This is a genomic window from Caballeronia sp. ATUFL_F1_KS39, from assembly GCF_023630985.1.
Lineage (GTDB): Bacteria > Pseudomonadota > Gammaproteobacteria > Burkholderiales > Burkholderiaceae > Caballeronia > Caballeronia zhejiangensis.
Window position 1 is genome coordinate 13,734 of record NZ_JALQDZ010000014.1, and the last position, 20,655, is coordinate 34,388.

Sequence of the window (20,655 nt, forward strand, 5' to 3'; positions counted from 1 at the left end):
TCGCTCATGCATCCGATGCTCAATATCGCTGTCAAGGCCGCCCGCCGCGCCGGACAGATCATCAACCGCGCGTCGCTCGATCTGGATCGTCTCCAGGTCAGCAAGAAACAGCACAACGACTTCGTGACGGAAGTCGACAAGGCGTCCGAAGCCGCGATCATCGAGACGCTGCACACCGCCTATCCCGATCACTCGATCCTCGCCGAAGAATCCGGCGCGACGGATCGCGAGTCGGAGTTTCAGTGGATCATCGATCCGCTCGACGGCACCACCAACTTCATCCACGGCTTTCCGTACTACTGCGTGTCGATCGCGCTCGCGCACAAGGGCGTCGTGCAGCAGGCGGTCATCTACGATCCGACGCGCAACGACCTCTTCACCGCATCGCGCGGCCGCGGCGCGTATCTGAACGAGCGACGCATTCGCGTGGGCAAGCTCGACCGTCTGTCGGATGCGCTGATCGGCACCGGCTTCCCGTTCCGCGACGGCCAGGGTCTGAACGCCTATATGCGCCTCTTCAGCGAAATGACGCTGTCGTGCGCAGGGCTGCGCCGTCCGGGCGCGGCGGCGCTGGATCTCGCGAACGTCGCGGCCGGCCGTCTCGACGGCTTCTTCGAGCAAGGCATCCATCCGTGGGATGTGGCGGCGGGCAGCCTCATCGTGACCGAAGCGGGCGGACTCGTCGGCAACTACACCGGCGAATCGGATTTCCTGTTCAGAAACGAAATCGTCGCCGCCAATCCGAAGGTCTACGCGCAGATGGTCAAGATCCTCGACATGTACTCGCGCACGCGCCTGACCGGCGAATAAGCTGCATCGAAGGGGCGCGTCTTGCGCCCCTTTTGTTTGACCTCTTCCGCATCCCGGGCGCGCCGCCTGCTCTGCACCGAATGCAGGGCTCCGTTACAGTGCAAGCTTTGCCCTCGTTCCGGCAACGGCGATGCGCGCTTTCTTCCGCCCGCCCCGCTCTCACGCCGCGCGCCGCGCCCCACGTCATTCCCGCTCATGAAGAAAGGCTTCTATACGATCATCGCCGCGCAGTTCGTTTCGTCGCTCGCCGACAATGCGCTCCTGATCGCGGCGATCGCCATGCTCGCCGTCGTGCATTCCGCGCCGTGGGTCACGCCGCTGTTGCAGATCTTCTTCACGATTTCGTATGTTCTGCTCGCGCCATTCGTCGGCGCATTCGCCGATGCGATCCAGAAGCGCCACGTCATGTTCACGTCGAACGCGCTCAAGGCGGCCGGCTGCGCGATGATGATCGCGGGCGTGCATCCGATGATCGCGTATGGCGTCGTCGGCCTCGGCGCGGCGGCCTATTCGCCCGCGAAATACGGCATTCTCACCGAGCTCTTGCCGCCGCAAAAGCTGATCGCGGCGAACGCGTGGCTCGAATCGGCGACGGTCGGCTCGACGATTCTCGGCACCGTGATCGGCGGCGCGCTCGTGAGCCAGGTCGTCGGGCGCTGGGTCGAGCACGCGCATCTGCCGTTCGTGAGCAGCGCCGCGCACGCCGCGCTCTTCGCCGTGATGGTGATCTACGCGTCGGCGGCCGTCATCAACGTATTCATCCCCGATACCGGCGCGCGCTATCCGAATCTGCTGAACGAACCGACGAAGCTCGTCCACGATTTCTCGCGCTGCTTCATGGTGCTGTGGAAGGACAAGCTCGCGCAGATCGCGCTGTGGGTCACGACGCTGCTCTGGGGCGCGGCCGTCACGCTGCAATTGCTCGTGCTGAAATGGGCCGATGCGAACCTCGGCCTGTCGCTCTCCAAAGCCGCCGTGCTGCAGGGTGTGACGGGCGTGGGCATCGCGCTCGGCGCGGCGGCGGCGTCCGCGTGGATCGTGCTGCGCCAGTCGCTGAAAGTGCTGCCGGTCGGCGTGCTGATCGGCGCGGTCGCGGTCGCGATGGCGTTCTACAACAAGGACCTCTTTCCGGCCGGCGCGGGCGTGCATATCGGTCCGCTCTTCGCGCCGGCGTACATCCTGATGGCCTATCCGCTGATGATCGCGCTCGGCGGCCTGTCGGGCTTTTTCATCGTGCCGATGAACGCGATCCTGCAGCATCGCGGCGCGACGCTGCTGTCGGCCGGACATTCCATCGCGGTGCAGAACTTCAACCAGAATCTCGCCGTGCTCGCAATGCTCGGCGCTTACGCCTTGCTGTTGACGGAGAAGGTGCCGGTGCAGTGGATCATCGTCGTGTTCGGCGTCTTCGTGTGCCTGATGATGGCGCTGGCGATGCGCCGCCACACGCACAACGAGCGCGAAACCGATCTCGTCGCGCTCGTCGAGGAATGAACCTTGCTCCACGGTGAACGGTGTATTCTGGGTTCATGCCCCGGCGCCGGCTCACGAGGAAACCATGGGAGGAACGCCGGCGGCGGGGTCGGGTCGTAACGCCATGTACGGCCCGGCGCGGCCGATCGCGGGCATCCGCATGGCGCATCGCGGACGGACCCGGCGATATTCATTTCTCGGCAAACGTCAATAAAGGAGCATGGAAATGGGATTGTTCACACGTTCGACGCTCGACAGCAAGATCAATGGCGCAGCCGATGTCGGCCAGCGCGCGGTACGCGGTGCGAGCGACGCGGTCGATTCGGCGAGCAGCCAGTTGCGCAGCCTGCTCGATGATCTGGAAAGCTCGATCTCCGGCGCAAGGGACGTCGATGCCGACAAGCTGCGCAAGGAACTGCAATCGCGCCTCAAGACCGCCCGTTCGCAGATGAACGGCGCGGGCACGGCGCTCACCGGCAGACTGAACGACGCAGCCGGTTACGCCGACGAGTTCGTTCACGACAAGCCGTGGCACACGCTCGGCGCGGTGGCGGGTCTCGCATTGCTCGTCGGATATCTCGCCGGGCGCGCGTGACGCGCTCCGGCGTCATCGGAAGTCGCCGCCGGCACGGCATCGCGTCCGTGCCGGCGGCGGCGTTCGCGTGGGCAATGCATATCGACTAGACACATCTCGTTGGCCATTCGGCCGACTCGCCGTCATCTCGCGACAGGTTAAACTCCTGCTCTATCGGCTGAACGACGGCCGGCGCACGTCGCGCCCGGCCGTTTAGTCATTCTGGCCTTCAAAGCACGCAAGATGGGCACTCAAACGGCAACTCCCGACACCTCACCAGACACCGCCGCGCCGCTCGCGGACCTGTCGCAGCACACGCCGATGATGCAGCAGTATCTGCGCATCAAGGCGGAGCATCCCGGCACGCTCGTTTTCTACCGGATGGGCGATTTCTACGAGCTTTTCTTCGACGACGCCGAGAAAGCCGCGCGTCTGCTCGATCTCACGCTCACACAGCGCGGCGCATCGGGCGGCAATCCGATCAGGATGGCGGGCGTGCCGCATCACGCATGCGAACAATATCTCGCGAAGCTCGTGAAGCTGGGCGAATCGGTGGCGATCTGCGAGCAGATCGGCGATCCGGCGACATCTAAAGGTCCGGTCGAGCGCAAGGTCGTGCGCGTCGTCACACCGGGCACGCTCACCGACGCAGCCCTGCTCTCCGATAAGAGCGATGTCTATCTGCTGGCGCTCTGCCCCGCGCACAACCGTCGCGGCGTGGTGACGAGCGTCGGCCTCGCGTGGCTCAATCTCGCGAGCGGCGCATTGCGTCTCGCGGAAGTCGCGCCGAATCAGGTCAGCGCGGCGCTCGAGCGCATTCGTCCGGCGGAAACGCTCATCGCCGATTCGATCACCGACGTTCAGGCGTCGCTCGGCGTGACGCATCCCGGCGCGACCACGCGCGTGCCGGCGTGGCACTTCGACGTCGGCTCGGGCACGCAGCGCTTGCGAGAGCAACTCGATGTCGCGAGCCTCGACGGTTTCGGCGCGCAAACGCTCACCTGCGCGTGCGGTGCGGCCGGCGCGCTGCTGCTCTATGCCGCCGCCACGCAAGGCCAGCAGTTGCGCCACGTGCGCAGTCTGAAAGTCGAATACGAATCGGAGTACATCGGGCTCGATCCGGCCACGCGACGCAATCTCGAACTCACCGAAACACTGCGCGGCACCGAATCGCCGACGCTGTTCTCGCTGCTCGACACTTGCTGTACGACGATGGGCAGCCGCCTGTTGCGCCACTGGCTGCATCATCCGCCGCGCGATGCGTCGATCGCTCAGGCGCGCCAGCAGGCGATCGGCGCAGTGCTCGACGCGCCCACGAGCGGCGGCCTCGACACGCTGCGCGGCGCGCTACGCAAGATTTCGGACATCGAGCGCATCACGGGCCGTCTCGCGTTGCTGTCGGCGCGTCCGCGCGATCTGTCGAGCCTGCGCGATACCTTCGCCGCGCTGCCCGATCTGCGCGCCCTCGTCGCCGCAGTCGCCACGCATGCGCCGGCGCTCGAGCGCATCGACGCCGGGCTTGAACCGCCGCACGAATGTCTCGATCTGCTGACGAACGCCATCGCAGCGGAACCCGCCGCGCTGATTCGCGACGGCGGTGTGATCGCGCGCGGCTACGATCCCGATCTCGACGAATTGCGCGATATTTCGGAGAACTGCGATCAGTTCCTGATCGATCTCGAAGCGCGCGAGCGCACGCGCACCGGCATCGCGAATCTGCGTGTCGAGTACAACAAGGTGCACGGCTTCTATATCGAGGTCACGCGCGGGCAGACCGACAAGGTGCCCGACGACTATCGCCGCCGTCAGACGCTCAAGAACGCCGAGCGCTACATTACGCCCGAACTGAAGGCGTTCGAAGACAAGGCGCTTTCCGCGCAGGAACGCGCCCTCGCCCGCGAACGCGCGCTGTACGACGCGCTCTTGCAGAACCTGTTGCCCTTCATCGCGGATTGTCAGCGCGTCGCAAGCGCGCTCGCGGAACTCGATCTGCTGTGCGCGTTTGCCGAACGCGCCCGCGCGCTCGACTGGGTCGCACCGGAATTCAGCGCCGACGCGGGCATCGATATCGAACAGGGCCGGCATCCGGTCGTCGAGGCGCAGGTCGAGCAGTTCATCGCCAACGACTGTTGTCTCAGCCAGGACCGCAAGCTGTTGCTCATCACCGGCCCGAACATGGGCGGTAAATCGACCTTCATGCGTCAGACCGCGCTGATCGCGCTGATGGCGCACGTCGGCAGTTACGTGCCCGCGAAGCGCGCGCGTTTCGGCGCGCTGGATCGCATCTTCACGCGCATCGGCGCCGCCGACGATCTCGCGGGCGGACGTTCGACCTTCATGGTCGAGATGACGGAGGCAGCGGCGATTCTCAACGACGCTACCGCGTCGAGCCTTGTCTTGATGGATGAGATCGGACGCGGCACGTCGACCTTCGACGGCCTCGCGCTCGCATGGGCGATCGCGCGGCATCTGCTCACGCACAACGCCTGCTACACGCTCTTCGCCACGCATTACTTCGAGCTCACGCAGTTGCCCGCGGAATTTGCGCAGGCGGCCAACGTGCATCTGTCGGCGGTGGAGCACGATCACGGCATCGTGTTCCTGCACGCGGTGAGCGAAGGTCCGGCCAATCAGAGCTACGGTCTGCAGGTCGCGCAGCTCGCCGGCGTGCCAGGCGCCGTAATCCGCGCGGCGCGCAAGCATCTCGTCCATTTGGAGCAGCAGTCGATCAGCCAGCCCGCCGCGCAATTCGACCTGTTCGCGAGCCAGCCTTACACGCCTTATGAAGATGAAGCGCCAGCGAAGGAAGCGCCCGAACATCCGGTGATGGAAAAACTGCGCGCGCTCGATCCGAACGATCTGCGGCCGCGTGAGGCGCTCGATCTGCTCTACGAACTGCATGAACTGGCGAAGCTTGCGCCGGATGCCTCGCGTTGAGCGTGACACTTCGCGCGTTGGGCGTGCCGCGACACGTTTGACGCGCGTCATGGCGATCGGCGCCGCACTCGCGTGCGGCACGATCGCGCAGGCGCGCGCCGAGGGCAGCGCGCCGCTCGGCTTCGCGGTTCTGTCCGGCGCCATTTCCCGCCCCGCCGACGAAGCGCCCGTGCGCCGCATGCTCGACGCGATCGGGCGCGACCCCAACATCGCGTTCATCGTCTACGACGGCAATTTGAAGGACGGCGCCGAACCGTGCCGCGACAGCGTCTATCAGTCGCGGCACGATCTGCTCGACGCGTCGCGCACGCCGCTCGTGCTGCTGCTCGGCCAGCACGACTGGGCGGATTGCGGACTCGCGCATGCGGGTGCCTACGATCCGGTCGAGCGGCTCGACTTCGTGCGCCAGCTCTTTTTCGCCGATGCCGGGTCGCTCGGGCAGAACCCGCTTACGCTCTCGCGCGAAAGCGATGTCGCGCGCTTTCGGACCTTCCGGGAAATCGTGCGCTGGCAGGCGCAAGGCGTCGCGTTCATCGGGCTGAATGCACCGAGTCCGAACAATCACTATCTGACCGCGGGCGGGCGCAACGGCGAGTTCGAGGATCGCGCCGTCGCGACAACATTCTGGCTCGAACACGCGGCGGAATCGGCGCGACGTTCCGAGATGCGCGCGCTCGTCATCCTGTTGCAGGGCGATCCCGATTTTTCGCGCTACGAACGGCGCGAGCGCTTCGCGTGGCTGCGCTTCTCGCGCACGAACCAGCCGCGCGATGGCTTTCTGGAATTGAAACGCAGCCTCGTGAAAGCGGCCGAAAGTTTTCGCGGGCCCGTGATCGTGATTCACGGCACGGATGCGCCCGAGCCGAACGGCTTTCACATCGATCAACCTTTGCGCAACGACAAGGGCTTGATCGTTACGAATCTCACGCGCGTCGCGATTGCGTTCAAGAAGCCGCAATCGCAATGGCTCGAAGTGCAGAGCGATGCGCAGTGGCATCCGCCGTTTCGTCTGCGCGTGCGCGATGTGAATGTGAATGTGAAGGACACGCGCACGCGTGAACCGGTGGCGCCACCAGAGACGCCAGCTGCATCCTACCCGGCTCCTTACCCCGCGCCCTACCCCGCGCCTCAGCCGACGATGCCCGCATCAGCGCCGCCCGCGTTGCCGCGTAACGACCTGCCCGAGTCGCTGCCGGCGCCGCCGTCGATGCCCCTGCCGGCATCCGACCTGCCGCCGATCCTCACGCCGCCGCAGTCGTTGCCGCCGATCTATCCCGTGCCCGCGTCGGGCGTGCAGAACGGGACCGGCGCGACGAACGGGCAATAAAAAAGCGCAGCCGTAGCTGCGCTTTCTTCGCCGGCCGACGCGCTCAGTGCAGCGTCGGACCTGCGTCCTTGGGCGGTGCGTCGTCATCGTCTTCGTCGTCATCGACGACATGCAGGCCGTCCGCGCCGTGCGCGTGCTGATGTTCGATTTCGTCGTCCGTCGCCGTGCGCACTTCCTGCACCGACAGCGCGAAACGCAGCGCCATGCCGGCGAGCGGATGATTGCCGTCGAGCACCACTTTGTCTTCGGCGACGTCGGTCACGGTGTAGATGAGCGAGTCGATATCGTCATCGCCGTCTTCGGGCGTGCCTTCGAACTGCATGCCGACTTCCAGCGGCTCCGGAAAACGGCTGCGCTCTTCGACCTTCACGAGCTCGGGATCGTACTCGCCGAATGCATCCTGCGGCTCGAGTTGAATGAGCGTTTCATAGCCCGCCTCGTGACCGTCGAGCGCTTCCTCGATCTTGGGGAACGTGCCATCATAGCCGCCGTGCAGATAGACCATCGGCTCGTCGCTCTCCTCGATCAGATTGCCTTGCGCATCCGATAGCTTGTAAGCGACCGAAACGACAGTGTCTTTCGCAATTTTCATTGGATCCTCCAAGATACAAGCCTCGATTATACGATGCCCAAGCGGCCCTCATACGCAACACCGTCCCCCGTTTCCGGCCTTCCCGAGCATGCCCGCGCGCCTTTGCCGGACGAACTCACACCGCTGTTGGGCAACCGTACGCCGCGACAGTTCATGCGGCGTTACTGGCAGAAGAAACCGCTCTTGATCCGGCAGGCGATTCCCGATATCGCGGCGCCGCTCGCACGCGACGAACTGTTCGAACTTGCCGATCTCGACGACGTCGAGGCACGGCTCATCACGCATTTTCGCAATGCGTGGAATCTGGAGCACGGACCGTTCGCGCCCGACGAATTGCCATCGGTCAAAAAGCGTGAATGGACGCTGCTCGTGCAAGGCGTGAACCTGCATCACGACCGCGCACACGCGCTGATGAACCGGTTCCGCTTCATTCCGGACGCGCGCCTCGACGATCTGATGATCTCCTATGCGACCGATGGCGGCGGCGTCGGACCGCACTTCGACTCTTACGACGTGTTCTTGCTTCAGGTCCATGGCAAGCGGCGCTGGCGAATCGGCGCGCAGCGCGACCTTTCGCTAAAACCCGGACTGCCGTTGAAAGTTTTACAGCACTTCGAGCCCGAGGAAGAATGGGTGCTGGAGCCGGGCGACATGCTTTATCTGCCGCCGCATATCGCACACGACGGCATCGCCGAGGGCGAATGCATGACGGCATCGATAGGCTTTCGCGCGCCCTCGTCGCACGAGCTCACGGCTCAGTTCCTCTATCACCTCGCCGAGCGCGCCGGTGAAGCATCGGAGGGTGCTCGCGGCAACGCGCGGTATCGCGATCCGGCGCAGGAGCCGGTGTCGAATCCAGCGGCGCTGCCCGCGCTCCTGGTCGACCGCGTTGGCGCGATACTTGCGAACGTGAACTGGAACGAAAAGGACATCGCGGAGTTTCTGGGTACTTATCTGAGCGAGCCGAAAGCGAACGTCGTGTTCGATGCACCCGACCGTGCGCTGAATGAGCAAAAATTTGTAGAACGAGCGAAAAAGACAGGCGTCAGGCTGGATAGAAAGACCATTTTGCTCTACAACGCCCGTTCTTATTTCGTAAATGGCGAAGCGGAAGTCTTGTCGTCGAAGCTGAAAAAGTGGCTCCCTGAATTGGCCGATACTCGGTCTCTGAAGGCGAAACGCTTTGTAACACTTACAGACGAATCGACAATGACAGCGCTGCTACACGAATGGTATCGTGCGGGCTGGATTCTTTTGGGCGCTTTGCCTTGACGGGCGTGCCTTTACAGGATTTCACGGAATACAGCAGATGCTAGAAATTTGCTGTTCCGCAATATGAAAATTTGTATGAGAAAGACAACGTATCGTCCCCTGATTTATCGACGGTCGTTACGAAAGTGCCTATAATTTCCGGCCAAGCCGTAGGAAGTCTCACATAAAAAAGAATTGTGAGTCTCCACAGCGGCCCAGGTCGGTGTTGGAGCACACATTACCGGTACTTTGCGCTGTTGCTTACCTTTAACCATAAAAGGACGTGATCATGAAGAAATCCCTCCTCGTAGCATCCCTGTTGGCTGCTGTTGCTCTGGCTGCATGCAACAAGTCTAGCGAAACGGCTGCTCCGAGCGCTGCAAGCGATACGTCGGCTGCTTCGGCTCCGGCTGCTGCTGCTTCGGACGCAAACGCTGCTGCATCGAGCGCTTCGGCCGCTGCAAGCGACGCAGCTTCGGCTGCTGGCGCAGCTTCGGACGCTGCCGCTTCGGCTGCCGCTCCGGCATCGGGCGCAAGCCAGTAAGGCTAGCGCTACGCCGCAGGCCGCTTCATGCGGTCTGCCAACGAAAAAACCGGCCCTTGGGCCGGTTTTTTTGTATCTGCTTTTGTATCTGCTTGCTGCGTCGGTCGGCGCGCAAGGCGTCTTCGATTCAGAGCGTGAGCCAGTCGAAGCCTTCCGCCTGAGTCGCGACGACGACGTCCACCGCACTCGCGCCCAACACGGACGCAAGCGCCGCCTGCGCGAGGTGCGGCAGATTGTTTTGCTGACTCAGATGCGCGGCCACGAGATGGCGCAGCTTGGAGCGATCCAGCGACGCGAGAATGGCCGCCGCCGCTTCGTTATTCAGGTGTCCATGCGTGCCGCCGATACGCGCCTTGAGCATCGGCGGATAGCGGCTCGCGGCAAGCATCTCGACATCGTGATTGGATTCGAGCACGAGCGCGTCGCAGCCGCTCAGCACGCTCGTGATATGCGGCGTCGACACGCCGACATCCGTCAACACGCCGAGCCGGCTCGCGCCGTCGGAGAACACATATTGCAGCGGCTCACGCGCATCGTGAGGCACGGTGTACGGCAGCACGCTCAGATCGCCGATGGCGACGCTTTCATCGCCCCATAGCACGTTCAATTCGACCTTGGCTTCATCGGCGCCGATGGCGCGCGCCGTGCCCCAGCTCATGTACAGCGGAATCGACCAGCGGCGCGCCAGCGTCAGCGCGCTGCCGATATGGTCCGTGTGCTCGTGCGTGATGACGATGGCGTCGAGATCTTCGGCACGGCAGTTCAGACGCGCGAGACGGCGCTCGACCTCCTTGCCGGAGAATCCGCAATCGAGCAGCACGCGCGTCGTCGTCGTACCGCTCGATGCCTCGACGAGCAATGCATTGCCCTCGCTGCCGCTGCCGAGACTGGCGAATCTCACGATGTCTTCACTTCAGGATGTCGTTAGTTCAACTGCGCGTGCAGCAAGGAAACGATGCGCTGCGCATCGGACGACGTGTCCGGCTGGCCGTTCGCATCGACGACGCCGACTTGCGTGACCGAGTCGGCCTTCGGCCTCACGTTGACGAGGAACTGGCGCGTCGGCTTCGGCGTGTTGCTCGAGAAGAACTTGCCGAAGAGGCCATCCTTCTTCAGCTCCGCCATGGAGTCCGAAAAATGGACGTAATAGATGCCCTTGTCGCGATCGCGATTGTCGACCGTGAAGTTGGTGCGATCGAGCGCGAGGCCCACACGCAGCCAGGCGCGATCGAACGGCTCGGCGAGATCGAGCGTGGAGCCGCCCGCGCTCGGGTCGACCGCGACCTTCGCGCCGATCGGACGCGCTTGCGCCATCAACTGCTGCGACTGCTTTTCCGTCAGGCCGAACTTCTGCATCAGCTTCGTGAGCACCGCGGCTTCGAGCTGCGGATTACGCGGACGCGCCTCCCAGCGCGACGACGTCTTGTCCTGCCCCGTCAGCACTTCTTCCATCGCGCTGTGCGTGACGGAGATGTCGGTCGAGCCATCGGATGCGCGATCGACCTGCGTGCGGAACATGTCGCGCGTACCCGACGAGTACGCGAAGTCGAGCAGCTTGCCCACGCTGTTCCTGAACCAGTCGTTCGGAATGTTCGCGCGGTTTTCGGCCCAGTCCGTCGCCATGATGCCCGTCTGCGGGGCATCGGTCTTGAGCGTGAAGCCGTTCTCTTCCCAGAACTCCTTCAGCGGTCCCCAGACCTGGTCCGGCGAACGGCCATCGACGACGAGCCAGCGGTGATCGCCATCGCTTTCGATGTGCATGCCGAACGGATCCTGCGCGTTCGGCACGCCGAGCGTCGCGTTGCCGGCCGGCGTGACCGCTCGCTCCGCGGCGCCGCCGAGCGAGTTGATCTTGGGCGGCGCGGCATAACGCTGGCTGATGTCGGCCGTGGTCAGGTCGGACGGAACGGCCAGCGAGGGTGCGGTTTCAGCAGCCTTGTAGTTGACGCGATCCGGCGCGAGCCAGTCGTTGAGCGTGTCGCAACCCGCGAGCGCGAAGACCGCACCGGCGCCGAGCGACAGCACGCCCAGGCGTTTGGCACGAGTAAGAAGAGCGGAACGTTTCATGAGGTCCTTCTTTGCTGCTGATGCGCATTGCCTCGCGCCGAACCCGCTCTAGGCGAGCGGCTCAGCGAGGCCAATGTCGAGGCCAATGAGCGGCGGTTGATGACTGAAGGTGTGGTTCATTTCGATCACGTGCGGCGGCGCGGCTTTCGATTCCTTGTGACTCGGCGCGCCGCCCCATGCGATCAGGCGAGGAGCCCGGCGTCGCGCAACGCGCCACGCACCACGTCGTGATAGCGCGCGTCGAGCGGCGTGAGCGGCAGCCGGATGCCGCCTTCCATGCGGCCGAGCGCCTGCAGCGCCCACTTGGCCGGAATCGGATTCGATTCGCAGAAGAGTTGCTTGTGCAGCGACAGCAGCTTCAGATGGATGCGGCGCGCGGTGATCGCATCGCCTTCGATCGCGGCGCGGCAGAGCTGGCTCATTTCCTTCGGCGCGACGTTGGCCGTCACCGAGATGTTGCCGTGTCCGCCGAGCAGCATGAGCGCGATCGCCGTGGGATCGTCGCCGCTGAAGATGCTGAAATGCGCCGGCGCGTGCTTGATCAGATGCGCAGCGCGATCGATGTTGCCCGTCGCTTCCTTGACGCCGATGATGCCCGGCACGTCCGCGAGGCGCAGGATCGTTTCGTTGCTCATGTCGGCAACGGTGCGGCCCGGCACGTTGTAGAGCAGCACCGGCAGATCGACGGCTTCGGCGATCGCCTTGAAATGGCGATACATGCCTTCCTGCGTCGGCTTGTTGTAATACGGAACGACTTGCAGCGTGGCGTCGGCGCCGACCTTTTTGGCCTGCTTCGAGAGCTCGATGGCTTCGGCGGTCGAATTGCCGCCCGCGCCCGCGATGATCGGAAAGCGCTTGGCCGTGTGCTCGACGGCCGTCTGGATCATCAGGATGTGTTCTTCGACCGACAAAGTGGCCGACTCGCCACTGGTGCCGACCACGACGAGTCCGTTCGAGCCTTGTTCGACGTGCCAGTCGATCAGTTTTCGAAACGCCGGCAGATCGAGACTACCGTCCTCGTGCATCGGTGTGACGATGGCAGGGATACTGCCGCGGATCTGGATGCCGCCGTGTGTTCCGTTTGTCATGAAACTCTATGAATTTAATCGTGAATTTAATCGCAAAAAGCGATATTACGCGATTGTAGCGGATTAGCCGCCGAGCGCGTAACGTGGCGGACCCGGGGGTATGTTACTAATCGTGAGTGGGTTTTCCGCTGACTGCGGTGCGCGAACCGCACAGATTCGCTGCACGTAGGCAGGGCGCGGGTCATCGACGAACCCGTCTTCGTAGCCGATCACGCGCAGTCGCCCTAGCACCGCTTCGAGCAGTTCGCCGGGTTCGAGCAGAAACGCCGGATTCGACGGCTTGCCGATACTGCCGTTGCCCACCGCGAACGTTTCGTAGATCAGCACGCCGCCGGGTGCGAGCGCGTCGATGAAGTGCCCGAACAGCGGCCGATGCAGATAGTTGGTGACGACGACGGCATCGAACTTTCGATCGTCCGAAAGCGGCCACGGCGCGCCGTTTTCCAGATCGGCGGCAAGCGTTTCGATGCCTTCGAGCGCCGCCATCGACGCGAGCGCGTCCGCGTCACGATCGACCGCCAGCACGGAAAAACCGCGCGCCGCGAACCAGCGCGCGTGGCGCCCGCTGCCCGCGGCGACGTCGAGGACCGCGCCGCCGGGCGCGACGAGATGCGCCCAGCGCGCGACCCACGGACTGATCGCACTGTCCATCAGTTGTAAGACAGCCCCATGGCCTCGCGCACGTCGCGCATCGTTTCGGTCGCGAACTTGCGCGCCTTGTCGCAGCCGTCCGCGACGATCGCGCGCAACAGCGACGGATCGTCCATGTACTTCTGCGCGCGTTCCAGCATCGGCTGCTGCTCGCGCAGGATGCCTTCGATCACCGGCTGCTTGCACTCCAGGCAGCCGATGCCCGCGCTGCGGCAGCCCTTCTGCACCCATTCGTGCGTGTTTTCGTCGGTGTAGACCTGATGCAGTTGCCACACCGGACACTTGTCGGGATCGCCCGGATCGGTGCGGCGCACGCGCGCCGGGTCGGTCGGCATCTTGCGGACTTTCTGCTCGATGGTCGCCGCGTCCTCACGCAAGCCGATGGTGTTGCCGTACGACTTCGACATCTTCTGGCCGTCGAGGCCCGGCATGCGCGACGCTTCGGTCAGGAGAACCTGCGGCTCGACCAGAATGATCTTGCGCGCGCCTTCGAGATAGCCGAACAGACGCTCGCGATCGCTCATCGACAGGCTTTGCGATTCCTGCAGCATCGCGCGCGCTTGTTCGAGCGCTTCGTCGTCGCCTTCCTGCTGATACGCGACGCGCAGCTCGTGATACAGCTTCGAGCGCTTGCCGCCGAGTTTCTTGGCCGCTTCGAGCGCCTTCTCCTCGAAATCCGGCTCCTTGCCATAGAGATAGTTGAAGCGGCGCGCGATCTCGCGCGTCATTTCCACGTGCGGCACCTGATCCTCGCCCACCGGCACGAGCGACGCGCGATACAGCAGGATGTCCGCCGCCATCAGCACCGGATAGCCGAGGAAGCCGTACGTCGACAGATCCTTTTCGCGCAGCTTTTCGATCTGCTCCTTGTAGGTCGGCACGCGTTCGAGCCAGCCGAGCGGCGTGCCCATGCCGAGCAGCAGCGAAAGTTCGGCGTGCTCGGGCACGCGGCTCTGGATGAAGAGCGTCGCCTGTGCCGGGTCGATGCCGGACGCCAGCCAGTCGATGAGCACTTCCCAGACGTTTTTCTCGATGACCTCGGGCGTCTCGTAGTGCGTCGTGAGCGCGTGCCAGTCGACCACTGCGAAGAAGCACGGATATTCGGACTGCAGCCGCACCCAGTTTTTCAGCACGCCGTGATAGTGGCCGAGGTGCAGCGACCCGGTGGGCCGCATGCCGGAGAAGATACGGTCAGGGAACATGATGTTATGGGAATAGTGAAGCGAGGGGATTCAAGATGGCCGACACCGCCGTATAGCCGACGTTCACGAGCGGCCCGAGCCAGAAGCGCGTCAGCACGCCGGTCACGACGAGCGCCATCACGATGAAGAAGCCGTACGGCTCGAGCTTCGAAAACGCGATGGACGCGCGGACCGGCAGAAGCGCCATGACGACACGGCCGCCGTCGAGCGGCGGCAACGGAAAGAGATTGAGCACGCCGAGCACGAGATTCACGCTGATGCCCGCCTGAGCCATGCCCGTGAAGAACGGCTCGTCGATGTGAAAGGCCCGCAGCAGCACGAAGATCACGCCCCAGACGATCGCCTGGGCGAAGTTGCTGCCCGGCCCGGCCGCCGCGACCCACAGGCTGCCCCAGCGCGGATTGCGCAGGTTGCCGAACGCCACGGGCACGGGCTTCGCATAGCCGAACATGAACGCACCGCTCGTCACGAAGTAAAGGACGATCGGAATGACGATCGTGCCGATCGGGTCGATGTGGCGCATCGGGTTCATCGAAACGCGGCCGAGAACGTAGGCCGTGTTGTCGCCGAGCAGTCGCGCGGCGTAGCCATGCGCGGCCTCGTGCAGCGTGATCGCGAAAATCACGGGGAGCGCGTAGACCGCGATGGTCTGTATCAGGGAAGCATCCATAGGGCGGTATTGTAACAAGCAGGCAGGTTGGATCAGACACGCACGGCGGCGCCGGGCGCGCACTATTTCGCCCATGGTGTGAGCAAACGCTTAATCGGGTCGTATGCCCGTGTGCGCTACTGCGCGGCGCTTACGCCGTGAGCCCGAACGGTTCGAGACTGCCTCTCCCCGCGCGCACGAGCACTGGCTCCCCCGAAGAAAGATCGATCACCGTGGACGGCTCCGCCGGACACGCGCCGGCATCGATCACGAGTTCGATCTGTTTTTCGAGGCGTTCGCGGATTTCCTCGGCGTCGTTGAGCGGCTCGGTGTCGGGCGGCAGGATCAGCGTCGATGCAAGCAGCGGTTCGCCGAGCGCCTCCAGCAACGCGAGCGTGATCGCGTGATCGGGCACGCGCAGCCCGATCGTCTTGCGCGACGGATGCGAAAGCCGCCGCGGCACTTCCTTGGTCGCCTGCAGCACGAAAACGTAAGGCCCAGGCGTCACCGACTTGATCAGCCGATACTGCTGGTTGTCGACCATGGCGAAATTGGACAGCTCGGAGAGGTCGCGCACGAGCAGGGAGAGCAACTGCTTGTCGTCGATGCCGCGCACGCGTCGCAATCGCTCGACCGCGTCCTTGTCGTCGAGATGGCAGCCGAGCGCGTAGCTCGAATCGGTCGGCAACGCGACGAGACCGCCGTCCTTGATGATCTGCACGGCCTGATTGATGAGCCGCGGCTGCGGATTATCCGGATGAATGCGAAAGAATTGAGACATGGCGACGCCTTATTGTTTCGATCGTTATCGCGATGGGCCGAGCGGCGCGCGACTTCTTGTCTCGCGCGCGAGCGCGCCCTGCGCGATGCGCGTGCGGAAAATCACAGGTGATGCAAAGACCGTGCGCGCGAGCAGAAAGACGCGCGCCGCGGGAACGCTAAAGCCAGCGCTCCCAGACAGGCGTGAGATCGTCGGGCAACGGCGGAAGCAGGCCGAGATCGACGCGCCCTTCGCCCGCGCCGTGGAAGTCCGAGCCGCGCGATGCCTCGAACCCATAGCGGCGCGCGACATCGGCGTATTCGCGGTACTGGTCGGGCGTATGGCTGCCCGTCACGACTTCGATGGCCCGGCCGCCGAGCTCGATGAATTCATCGAAGAGCGCGGCGAATTCGACCGGCGTGAAATCGTAGCGGCCCGGATGCGCGATGATCGGCTCGCCGCCCGCATCCTTGATCCATTTCACGGCGTCCGCGAGCTTCGCCCAGCAATGCCCGACGAAACCCGGCTTGCCGTCGCCGAGATAGCGCGCGAACACATCCGACGTGGACTGCGCATACCCCGCCTCCACCAGATACCGCGCGAAGTGCGTGCGCGAGATCATGTCGGGATCGTCGGTGAAGCGCAGCGCGCCTTCGTAGCAATCCGGAATGCCGACCGCCGCGAGCGCCTCGCCGATCGCCACGCCGCGCGCCGCGCGCCCGTTGCGCGTCGATTCGAGCCCCTTGCGCAGCGCATCGTTATGCGGATCGACGTTCATGCCGACGATATGCACCGTGCGCGAAGCCCACGTCACCGAAATCTCGACGCCGGGCAGATAGCGCATGCCGAACGCCTCGGCGGCCTTCTTCGCTTCGTCCTGCCCGCCGAGCTGATCGTGATCCGTCAGCGACCATAGCGTGACGCCGTTCGCGTGTGCGCGCGCGGCGACATCGGCGGGCGCAAACTGTCCGTCGGACACGGTGGAATGGCAATGCAGATCGGCGTTCATCGTCGTTTATCGGGCTTCACTCACATTCTAACTGTATCGGCGCGACAAGCCGATTATGTAGTTCCTTCGTTCCGTGCTGCGCCGCTCACGCGCAGAACGATTCGACGAGCGCCGCGACGCGCTCCGGCTGATCGTGATGGATCATGTGACCGGCCTCGTCGACGATTTCCTCGCGCCAGTCGGGAAACGCCTGAAAGCGCGTCTTGAATTCGGCGATGGGCGTCTCGCCCGCGAAAGCCGCGAGCGTCGGCGAATCCTTCGCCTCGACGTGCAGCACGGGCGCCGCCACGCGCGCCCACGCCGCGCTCACCTCGTCGAGCCGATACAGCGTCGGTCCGCGCAATTTGTGCGCCGGATCGGCAAGCAGATGGAAGCGCCCATCCGCTTCCTCGCGGGACCAGTGTTGCGCGAGATAGCGCGCACGCGCGAGCGGCAGACGCGGATTCGTGCGGATCAGCCGGTCGGCGACTTCGTCGAGGCTCGCGTAGCTGCGCAGCGCGGGCGGCGCGCGCAGATCGTCGAGCCATTGCGAAATGCGCCCCGGCGATTGCGACGCGCGCGCCGCCGGCAATCCGAAGCCTTCGAGATCGACCACGCGGCGCACGCGCGCGGGCCGCACGCCCGCGTACAGCAGCGCGACGTTCGCGCCCATGCTGTGGCCGACGATGTTCACCTGACCGCCCGGCGCGTAATGGTCGAACAGCACGTCGAGATCGGAGAGATAGTCGGGAAAGTAGTAATGGCCGCCGCCCTTCTGCGCGACCGGCCAGTCGGAGAGCCCGAAGCCGCGCGCATCGGGCGCGAGCACTTGCCAGTCGCCCGCGAGTGCATCGACGACGAACTGGAACGACGCGCCGATATCCATCCAGCCGTGCAGCATGAAGAGCATCGGGGCGTCGGGCGAGCCCCAGCGGCGTACGTGCAGGCGCACGCCGCGCGCGTCGACGAATTCGGAGCGCGAATCTTTCATGGTGTCGTCTCGAAGTAAAAAAGGATGATCGTTCGATTATAGCGACGAAGAACCTGCCCTACTTCGCATCGTCCAAGCCGGCGAGTGCGCGCAGTTCGGCTTCGTCGAAACCGGCGTCGCGGCGCGCTTCGAAATTGAACGGGCCGCGCAGCTTCGGCGCGCGATATTGCGCGGCGAGGCGTTCGTAAGTCGTGTGCGGGTCCAGATTTCGCGCGTCGCACAGAAATCGGAACCAGCGATTGCCGATCAACACATGGCCGACTTCATCGCGCAGGATGACGTCGAGGATCGCCGCGGACGGGTGATCGCCCGCCTGCGCGAGACGCTTTCTGATCGGCGGCGACGCGTCGAGCCCGCGCGCCTCCAGTGTCCGCGGCACGAGCGCCATGCGCGCCAGCACATCGCCGCGCGTGCGTTGCGCCATGTCCCACAGCCCATCGTGCGCCGGGAAGTCGCCGTAAGCGTGGCCGAAATCGGCGAGGCGCGCGCTCAGCAGCGAAAAGTGATGCGCCTCCTCCGCCGCCACCCTCAACCAGTCGAGATAAAAATCCTGCGGCATCGACGGAAATCGCCAGACGGCATCGAGCGCGAGATTGATCGCGTTGAATTCGATGTGCGCGAGCGCGTGCAACAGCACGGCACGCCCCGCATCCGACTGCATGCTGCGACGCTTCAGCGACGATGGCTCCACGAGCGCCGGACGCTCGGGCCGGCCAGGCAGATCGCCGGGTTCCGCGAACTCGGCTCGTGGATCGATCCGCGACGGCTGGGCGCGCGCCGCATCGAGAAGTGCGCGGGCGCGCGCGGCTTTCGTCGCGGGATCGCGCTCGCGCAGGACCGCGAGCGCTGCGCGGCGGGCGCAGTCATCGGCTTCCGGGGAAATGACAAGGTCGTGCATCGGACTGTCTCGAAAACGGGCGTCGAACACTGCGTTCCAGCGGACGCTTACGGCAAACAGCTAAAATGGTAATCCCGGCGGACGCCTCAAAACGCGCAACAATGCGCGTGCGCCGCCTCACCGGCAGGCGCGCATTGTAGTCCCACCTTCACGACATCACGCCTCAGGAGACAATGTGGCCATCTACAAACTCGGCGACGACGCCCCGACCATCCACGAAAGCGTGTTTCTCGCGGACACCGCGACCATCATCGGCCGGGTGACGCTCGAGGAAAACGCGAGTGTCTGGCCCGGCGCGGCGCTGCGCGGCGACAACGAGCCGATCGTCGTCGGACGCGGCAGCAACGTGCAGGAAGGCGCGGTACTCCACGCCGATCCGGGTTTTCCTCTGACGATCGAGAGCGATGTCACCGTCGGCCATCAGGCAATGCTGCACGGCTGCACGATCAAAGAAGGCTCGCTGATCGGAATCCAGGCGGTGGTCTTGAATGGCGCGGTGATCGGCCGCAACTGTCTGGTTGGCGCGGGCGCCGTCGTCACCGAAGGCAAGGTGTTTCCGGACAATACGCTGATTCTCGGCGCGCCCGCCAAGGCAGTGCGGGAAATCGGCGAGGCGGATATCGCCCGCATGCGTGCGGCCACGGCGAGTTATGCCGACCGTCGCGAATATTACAAGGCGCACCTCGTGCGTATCGGCTGAACGGACGCCGCACGAGACGGCGCAGCAGCCTCAACACCCAAGGAAGAGTTGTGAACGACCAGTTGCAGAAATTCATGTTCAACGCGGCGCCGGTGCGCGGCGAGATCGTCTCGTTGCGTCATACGTGGCAGGAAGTGCTCGCGCGCCGCTCGTATCCCGTGGCCGTGCGCAACGTGCTCGGCGAAATGATGGCCGCATGCGCGCTGCTGTCCGCGAACCTCAAGTTCGACGGCACGCTCATCATGCAGATCTACGGCGACGGCCCCGTGAAGATGCTGGTCGTGCAGTGCAATTCCAACCTGTCGCTGCGCGCCACGGCGAAGCTGGCCGATGGCGGCGAGAGCGAGCTCGACAGCGAAATGTCGCTGCCGGACCTGCTGAACCGTCACGGGCGCGGCCGCTGCGTCATCACGCTCGATCCCTCCGACAAAAAGCCGGGGCAGCAACCGTATCAGGGCATCGTGCCGCTGTCGGACGAGCATGGCGCGCTCAAGTCGATGGCCGAAGTGCTCGAGCACTACATGCATCACTCCGAGCAGCTCGACACACGCTTGTGGCTCGCCGCCGATACCGACCGCGCCGTCGGCCTGCTGCTGCAGAAGCTGCCGGGCGATGGCGGCATCGTTCCGCATCCGGGCGAGCACGACGCCGATACGTGGCAGCGCGTCTGCCATCTCGGCAGCACGCTTTCGAACGACGAATTGCTGAAGGAAGAGCCGGATACCGTGTTCAAGCGCCTTTTCTGGCAAGAAAACGTCCAGCACTTCGAGCCGGCAGCGGCGCGCTTCCAGTGCACATGTTCGCGCGAGAAGGTCGGCGGCATGCTGAAGATGCTCGGCCGCGAGGAAGTCGACAGCGTGATCGTGGAGCGCGGCAATGTCGAAGTGCATTGCGAGTTCTGCAACCAGCGCTATGACTTCGACTCCGTCGACGTTGCGCAACTTTTTGTCGCAAACGAACTCTCACAAGGTGTGAGCCCGGCGTCGGACCGGCGCCACTGAAACGCCGCGCAAGCCTTGTCCAGTCGAGGTTTCGCCACGCGCGCCGGTGGCGCTCGAAGCACGGCGCGCCGCTTGCGGCCTGCTTTCGGCCCGGCTCTCACGACAGATTCCGCAAGCTATGATGGGACTCCTGCACAGATGTCCGGCCCGCT

The 20,655-nt window shown here is 64.4% G+C and carries 20 protein-coding genes; 9 read left to right on the top strand and 11 right to left on the bottom strand.

All coding sequences use genetic code 11. The features are described 5' to 3' along the window. Positions 1-6 precede the first annotated feature (6 nt). The 5 genes from NCR93_RS08860 (at position 7) to NCR93_RS08880 (ending at position 7,121) form a co-directional block, all read left to right on the top strand. Positions 7-810 (top strand): inositol monophosphatase family protein, encoded by an 804-nt coding sequence (locus tag NCR93_RS08860; RefSeq protein WP_008341842.1) that lies wholly within the window; start codon positions 7-9, stop codon positions 808-810. A 195-nt stretch (positions 811-1,005) separates the two neighbouring features. After that, positions 1,006-2,304 (top strand): lysophospholipid transporter LplT, encoded by a 1,299-nt coding sequence (gene lplT, locus NCR93_RS08865; RefSeq protein ID WP_175982702.1) that lies wholly within the window; start codon positions 1,006-1,008, stop codon positions 2,302-2,304. 205 nt (positions 2,305-2,509) lie between these two features. Then, a complete protein-coding gene (locus NCR93_RS08870) occupies positions 2,510-2,878 on the top strand; it encodes an ElaB/YgaM/YqjD family protein (protein WP_008341847.1) in 369 nt (122 codons plus the stop codon). 222 nt (positions 2,879-3,100) lie between these two features. Continuing rightward, positions 3,101-5,794: a DNA mismatch repair protein MutS gene (mutS, locus tag NCR93_RS08875; protein ID WP_034473073.1), complete on the top strand. Its 2,694-nt coding sequence runs from the start codon at positions 3,101-3,103 to the stop codon at positions 5,792-5,794. A gap of 49 nt (positions 5,795-5,843) precedes the next feature. Continuing rightward, a complete protein-coding gene (locus tag NCR93_RS08880; protein WP_034473072.1) occupies positions 5,844-7,121 on the top strand; it encodes a hypothetical protein in 1,278 nt (425 codons plus the stop codon). Between the two features lie 43 nt (positions 7,122-7,164). On the opposite strand, the gene NCR93_RS08885 is transcribed toward NCR93_RS08880, so the two are convergent. Next, positions 7,165-7,713, bottom strand: coding sequence for an FKBP-type peptidyl-prolyl cis-trans isomerase (locus NCR93_RS08885; RefSeq protein ID WP_008341850.1), 549 nt, complete (start codon positions 7,711-7,713; stop codon positions 7,165-7,167). Positions 7,714-7,746: 33 nt separating this feature from the next. On the opposite strand from NCR93_RS08885, the gene NCR93_RS08890 reads away from it, so the two are divergent. Together NCR93_RS08890 and NCR93_RS08895 are read left to right on the top strand one after the other, a co-directional pair. Further along, complete coding sequence (locus NCR93_RS08890; protein WP_175982703.1) at positions 7,747-8,985, top strand: cupin domain-containing protein; 1,239 nt, start codon at positions 7,747-7,749, stop codon at positions 8,983-8,985. A gap of 268 nt (positions 8,986-9,253) precedes the next feature. Further along, positions 9,254-9,508: a hypothetical protein gene (locus tag NCR93_RS08895; RefSeq protein ID WP_074168913.1), complete on the top strand. Its 255-nt coding sequence runs from the start codon at positions 9,254-9,256 to the stop codon at positions 9,506-9,508. 127 nt (positions 9,509-9,635) lie between these two features. Here NCR93_RS08895 and NCR93_RS08900 read toward each other — a convergent pair whose 3' ends face one another. From NCR93_RS08900 to NCR93_RS08945, 10 genes are all read right to left on the bottom strand, one after another. Next, positions 9,636-10,409: an MBL fold metallo-hydrolase gene (locus NCR93_RS08900; RefSeq protein ID WP_008341854.1), complete on the bottom strand. Its 774-nt coding sequence runs from the start codon at positions 10,407-10,409 to the stop codon at positions 9,636-9,638. 23 nt (positions 10,410-10,432) lie between these two features. After that, positions 10,433-11,575: an NlpB/DapX family lipoprotein gene (bamC, locus tag NCR93_RS08905; protein WP_008341855.1), complete on the bottom strand. Its 1,143-nt coding sequence runs from the start codon at positions 11,573-11,575 to the stop codon at positions 10,433-10,435. A 182-nt stretch (positions 11,576-11,757) separates the two neighbouring features. Then, positions 11,758-12,663, bottom strand: a complete 906-nt coding sequence (gene dapA, locus NCR93_RS08910) for a 4-hydroxy-tetrahydrodipicolinate synthase (RefSeq protein WP_008341856.1) — start codon at positions 12,661-12,663, stop codon at positions 11,758-11,760. A gap of 63 nt (positions 12,664-12,726) precedes the next feature. Then, positions 12,727-13,314: a class I SAM-dependent methyltransferase gene (locus NCR93_RS08915; protein WP_175982704.1), complete on the bottom strand. Its 588-nt coding sequence runs from the start codon at positions 13,312-13,314 to the stop codon at positions 12,727-12,729. Further along, positions 13,314-14,516, bottom strand: coding sequence for a tryptophan--tRNA ligase (locus NCR93_RS08920; RefSeq protein ID WP_008341861.1), 1,203 nt, complete (start codon positions 14,514-14,516; stop codon positions 13,314-13,316). The genes NCR93_RS08915 and NCR93_RS08920 overlap by 1 nt, the downstream gene beginning before the upstream one ends. A 4-nt stretch (positions 14,517-14,520) precedes the next feature. After that, complete coding sequence (locus NCR93_RS08925; protein ID WP_008341863.1) at positions 14,521-15,186, bottom strand: site-2 protease family protein; 666 nt, start codon at positions 15,184-15,186, stop codon at positions 14,521-14,523. Between the two features lie 130 nt (positions 15,187-15,316). Further along, a complete protein-coding gene (locus NCR93_RS08930) occupies positions 15,317-15,946 on the bottom strand; it encodes an L-threonylcarbamoyladenylate synthase (protein ID WP_008341865.1) in 630 nt (209 codons plus the stop codon). 157 nt (positions 15,947-16,103) lie between these two features. Next, a complete protein-coding gene (locus NCR93_RS08935; protein WP_175982705.1) occupies positions 16,104-16,934 on the bottom strand; it encodes a 3',5'-nucleoside bisphosphate phosphatase in 831 nt (276 codons plus the stop codon). Between the two features lie 85 nt (positions 16,935-17,019). Next, the gene (locus NCR93_RS08940; RefSeq protein WP_008341868.1) at positions 17,020-17,904 is read right to left on the bottom strand and encodes an alpha/beta fold hydrolase; all 885 of its coding nucleotides are present in this window, start codon (positions 17,902-17,904) and stop codon (positions 17,020-17,022) included. A gap of 58 nt (positions 17,905-17,962) precedes the next feature. Beyond that, a complete protein-coding gene (locus NCR93_RS08945; protein ID WP_175982706.1) occupies positions 17,963-18,802 on the bottom strand; it encodes a ferritin-like domain-containing protein in 840 nt (279 codons plus the stop codon). A gap of 175 nt (positions 18,803-18,977) precedes the next feature. Between NCR93_RS08945 and NCR93_RS08950 the strand changes: the two genes are divergently transcribed. Further along, positions 18,978-19,502: a gamma carbonic anhydrase family protein gene (locus tag NCR93_RS08950; protein ID WP_008341871.1), complete on the top strand. Its 525-nt coding sequence runs from the start codon at positions 18,978-18,980 to the stop codon at positions 19,500-19,502. Positions 19,503-19,552: 50 nt separating this feature from the next. Further along, positions 19,553-20,503 (top strand): Hsp33 family molecular chaperone HslO, encoded by a 951-nt coding sequence (hslO, locus tag NCR93_RS08955; RefSeq protein ID WP_175982707.1) that lies wholly within the window; start codon positions 19,553-19,555, stop codon positions 20,501-20,503. Positions 20,504-20,655 lie beyond the last annotated feature (152 nt).